At 50.0% G+C, this 4,970-nt stretch carries 3 protein-coding genes; 2 read left to right on the top strand and 1 reads right to left on the bottom strand.

The window, feature by feature from the left end:
- Together ABY436_RS18860 and ABY436_RS18855 are read left to right on the top strand one after the other, a co-directional pair.
- On the top strand, positions 1 to 888 hold an 888-nt coding region (locus ABY436_RS18860), incomplete at its 5' end, for an exonuclease SbcCD subunit D C-terminal domain-containing protein (protein WP_372740473.1).
- A gap of 3 nt (positions 889 to 891) precedes the next feature.
- Entirely contained in the window at positions 892 to 3,945 is a 3,054-nt protein-coding gene (locus tag ABY436_RS18855) for an AAA family ATPase (RefSeq protein WP_372740472.1), read from the top strand.
- An 18-nt stretch (positions 3,946 to 3,963) separates the two neighbouring features.
- Here the strand turns inward: ABY436_RS18855 and gap are convergent.
- A partial coding sequence (gene gap, locus ABY436_RS18850) for a type I glyceraldehyde-3-phosphate dehydrogenase (protein WP_372740471.1) occupies positions 3,964 to 4,970 on the bottom strand: 1,007 nt, incomplete at its 5' end.

The following is a 4,970-nucleotide window of genomic DNA, read 5'->3' as shown; positions in this document are numbered from 1 at the left end:
CTGGCGCAATCCGGTGTACATATACTCGGCAATATTCAACAGATCGCTGACCCGGTAATACTTGAAGATGAGCATGGCGAGGTGGCTTTTTTTGGGCTGCCCTATGCTGATCCCGCTACTGTGCGTCATGCCTTGCAAGTGGAGGCCAGCAGCCATGATGAGGCGATGGCACAACTGATTGCCGTGATAAAACCGAAGCTTCGCGCCAATTTTAATAACAACCTTAATAAAAGCAACCGTTCTGTTTTACTCAGTCATTGCTTTATTGACGGTGGGCAGTCCAGTGAGTCAGAGCGGCCTTTATCGATTGGTGGGGCTGATCGGGTATCGTATCAGCACTTCGCTGATTTTAGTTATGTTGCACTTGGGCACCTGCATGGCCGCCAATATAAAGGCTCCGGAAATATTCGTTATTCTGGTTCGATCCTTAAATACTCCTTCTCGGAAGAGAAGCAGATTAAATCCGTTACGCTGGTAGAAATGGGGCCTTCTGGCGTGCAACAGATCGATCAGATTCCGTTACAGCCGTTAAGAGATATGCGCACGATCACTGGCGCTTTAGCTGATATTATCGAAGACGCTTTCAACGACCCTAAGCGTGATGATTACCTGCAGATTCGCTTAACCGATAAACATGCCATTCTGGATGTGATGGGGAAGCTGCGGCAGGTCTATCCCAATGTGCTACATATTGAACGCCCCGGTTTAATGGCTGCCAGCCCACAACAAAATGCCCGCAGGGATCAGCTTAAAAAAGGCGAGTTTTCGATGTTCAGTGACTTTTTTGAGCAGATCAATGGCGAACCACTCTCTGCAGAACAGCAAAGCTACGTGTTACAAACACTGGCTGACCTGCATGAAAAAGATCTTCATAACAAGGCCCTGTAGCCCATGCATCCGTTGAGTTTACATATGAGCGCCTTTGGGCCTTTCGCTGCGCAAGAGTTGATTGATTTTTCCCGCTTAGGCGACAAGCCACTGTTCCTGATTAACGGCCCAACAGGTTCTGGAAAGACGACTATTCTGGATGCTATCTGTTTCGCTCTGTACGGAAAAACGACCGGTGATGAGCGCGAAGGTACACAGATGCGCTCCGATCTGGCGATGCCTGATCAATTAACAGAAGTGACTTTCACCTTCGAGCTGGCTGACAAGAGTTACCGAATTCGCCGTATCCCCGAGCAGCCACGGCCTAAAGCCAGAGGTGAGGGCTTTACGCAACAATCCGCTGAAGCGCAGTTATGGCTATTGGATGCATCTGGCGAGCCGGAAAAAGTCATCGTCAGCAGTAAAGTGACCGAAGCCACCCGCGAAATTGAACAGCTGTTAGGTATGAATGCGGACCAGTTCCGGCAGGTCATGGTGTTGCCACAAGGTAAGTTCCGGCAACTGTTGACGGCAGACTCAAAAGACAGAGAGCATATCTTCAGCCAGCTGTTCCAAACACAGATCTACAAACAACTTGAAGACGAGCTTAAAAACCGTTCTGCAGAAGTACGCCGGGAAGTGGACGCACTGAATAAGCAAAAAAACGCGTTGCTACAAAATGTCGGGTTAGAATCCAGTGAAGCGCTGGCCGAAAAGCGCTTACAGGTTTTCGGGGAAGCTGAGCGACACAAACAAATACTCACACAAAAACAGAACGAGACATTAAAGGCGTCCAGCGAAAAAGATCGGGCTGTTGAGCTGTTAACGCGCTTTAAGCAGTTAGATCACCTGATAGCCGAACAGCAAAAACTGACAGCCGGACAGCTTGAGATTGAGCAGTTATCGATGCAGTTGCAGCGTGGTGACAAAGCCCGGGAAATTTTGCCCGAGTTTGAGCGCTTCCAGTATTCATCAGCAGAGCTGTTAAAGCACACTGAGCGGCTTAAGGCTGAAACCTTATTGTTAAGCACACTTGTAGAGGGTTTTCAGGCCGCATCGGTTGAGTATGCTGCGCTGCCTGAGTGGCAGTTACAGCTGAATCAACATAAAGAGCAGCGACAAACCTTGCTGGGTTTTCAAACAAGGGTTGAGAAACTACAGCAATCAGGGAAAAACGTATCAACTGCAGCACACGCAGTATCGGCAGCACAAGCACAGCAGCAGGTAGCAAAACAGAAGGTCGAGCAGAACACGCATAAAATTGAACAGGCTGACCAGATGTTAAGCCAGCTACGCATCGCTGTTCAACAAACCGGCGTACTTCAGCTGGAGCATCATAAGTGTGCCCAACAGTTAGAAATAAAGCAAAAAGTTGAGCAGCTGCAAAAGCTTCTCGATGGCGCACAAACAGCATTACTGACTTCCCGGCAAAGAGGCAAACACTTAAAGGCACTGGCAGACGAGCAGCAAAAATCAGCCACGCTCATTGAGCGAGATTGGCATCTGTCACAGGCGGCGATTTTAGCGTTGACTCTGCAGGATGATACACCTTGCCCTGTGTGTGGCAGCGCGGAACATCCCGCTCCAGCGCACTCTGAAATTGCCCCACCAACGCAGGCGATGGTTGAACAAGCCAGGAGCAAAGCGCAGCAGGCAAATGATACGCTGATGGCCGAGCGTGAAAATTATCGCTCAATAAACAATGAGCTAACCCGCTTATCGAACGAGATCATCGAATCTAACGGACGTCTGGGTGACGCGCAAAGGATAACGTTGCCAGCACTGCGATCTGAATATGAGTCACTCAAGAAGCAACTCGAAGCGCTGCAGCGCCAGCAGACAGAACTCAACAAAACTGAGGAGGTACTGGCCGGGCTGAAAGCAGCGCAATTACCGTTATCAAATGCAATGGATGTTGCACAACAAGCATTCGATGCGGCCACAACACAGCATGCAGAAGAGCGTAAAGCCTATCAGATTGCAGAGCAGGAAGTGCCCGAAGCCTATCGTTCACCTAGCCAGCTTGAGGCCGTCATTGCACAGCAGCAAAATGCTATCAGCCATTGTGAGCAACAAATAGAGCGCTTACAGCAACGCTATAATCTGGCAAAAGAGCAGCGTGACTCCGCGGCAGCAGCCCTGGCTATCCTCAAAGAAAACCAGCAGCAAAGTCAGCAGTCGCAGGATACTGCCAACCAGCAATGGCAGGCGGCGTTGCTGAAAAGTGTATTTGATACTGTAGAGGATTTTCAGCGATCGGTTATCCCTCGTGCCAACCGCGATAAGATGCAGCAGCGCGTTGATGAGTATAAGCAAGCCGTGCAGCAAAATCTTGGTGCTTTGCAAAGCCTGCAAAACGTCTTAGAAAACGTGTCTCGTCCTGATGTGCAGCCTTATCTTGATAGAATAACGGCAGCGGAGCAGGCGCAACAGCTCGCCGATCAACAGTGGCGCGCACTGCATGACCAATTTACCCTGCTGGAAAATGCTGAGCAGCGCATCAATAGGCTACAAAAAGAAAGCACAGCACTCGAAGCTCGTTATGCCGTTGTCGGTACGCTAAGTGATGTAGCCAATGGTCAGACAGGCAATAAAGTCAGCCTGCAGCGGTTTGTGCTGAGCGTGTTGTTGGATGATGTATTAATAGAAGCCAGTCACCGTCTTGCCTTAATGAGCAAAGGGCGCTATCGGCTATTGCGTAAAGAAGACCGTTCGAAAGGTAATCGTGCTTCAGGCCTGGATCTTGAGGTGGAAGATGGCTATACCGGTCGCGTGCGGGGCGTGGCGACACTGTCGGGCGGCGAAAGCTTTATGGCGGCATTATCGTTAGCGCTGGGGTTGTCTGATGTGGTGCAAGCGTACGCTGGCGGTATCCGTTTGGACACGCTGTTTATTGATGAAGGATTTGGGAGTCTCGATCCGGAGTCGCTTGATCTGGCGATAAGAACATTAACCGACTTGCAACAAAGTGGTCGAATGGTGGGTATTATCTCCCATGTCGCCGAGCTCAAAGAGCAGATAGCGGCGCGCATCGACATTGCGGCCTCAGAGCTGGGCAGCAAAATAGTCTGGCAGTAGGAGTCACCTTAACAGTAACTAAACGCAACTCATGACCCAGGCAGTATCCAGCATTCGGTTTGAGAAGCCCCACTCGTTATCGTACCAGGCGAATACTTTAACCAGACCATCGCTGACGCGTGTCTGTGTGCTATCAAAAATAGCGGAGGCGGGGTTATGGTTAAAGTCGATGGATACCAGCGGTAACTCATTATAAGCAAGAATACCCAGCAGTCGCTCCTGGCTGGCATCCTTCATCAGTTGGTTGATCTCTTCAACACGGGTGTTGCGGGCGGGGGTAAAGCTCAGATCCACCAGCGAGACATTAGCTGTCGGCACGCGAACAGCCAAACCGGTTAAGCGTCCTTTCATTTCTGGCAAGACCAGCCCGACCGCTTCGGCCGCACCGGTACGGGTAGGGATAATCGAAAGTGCAGCCGCGCGTGCACGATAGATATCATTTTTGTAAACGTCTGATAATTGCTGATCATTGGTATAGGAATGGATAGTTGTCATCATCCCCTGGGTAATACCAATATGCTGATGTAAAACCTGAACCAACGGAGATAAGCAGTTGGTCGTGCAGGACGCGTTAGACACAATCAAATGGTCCGCACTTAATAGCTGGTGATTCACGCCATACACAATGGTGGCATCTGCATTTTTACCGGGTGCCGATATCAGCACTTTTTTAGCCCCTTGTTGTAGATGAATAGCCGCACTGTCGCGGGATGTAAAACGCCCGGTGCATTCAAAAACAATATCGATATCCAGGTCAGCCCACGGAAGCTTGGCAGGGTCGCTCTCTTTGAGAACAATAATGTCATCTCCATCGATCTGCATACTTGTTTCGTTAGCAGTGACCGGATGGCGGAAGTGTCCATGCACGGAGTCATATTCGGTCAGCAGCGCATTGGCTTTGGCATCACCCAGATCATTTACCGCCACGATAGACAGATGCTCGCGGTGCTGGCCTTCATACAGAGCGCGCATGATATTTCTGCCAATACGTCCGTAACCGTTAATCGCAATTCTAATAGCCATAT

It is taken from the genome of Neptunomonas sp., from assembly GCF_041601355.1.
In the GTDB taxonomy this organism is placed as follows: domain Bacteria; phylum Pseudomonadota; class Gammaproteobacteria; order Pseudomonadales; family Balneatricaceae; genus Neptunomonas.
The sequence above is the reverse complement of the archived record's forward strand: the minus strand, read 5'-3'. Positions and strand labels throughout refer to the sequence as shown.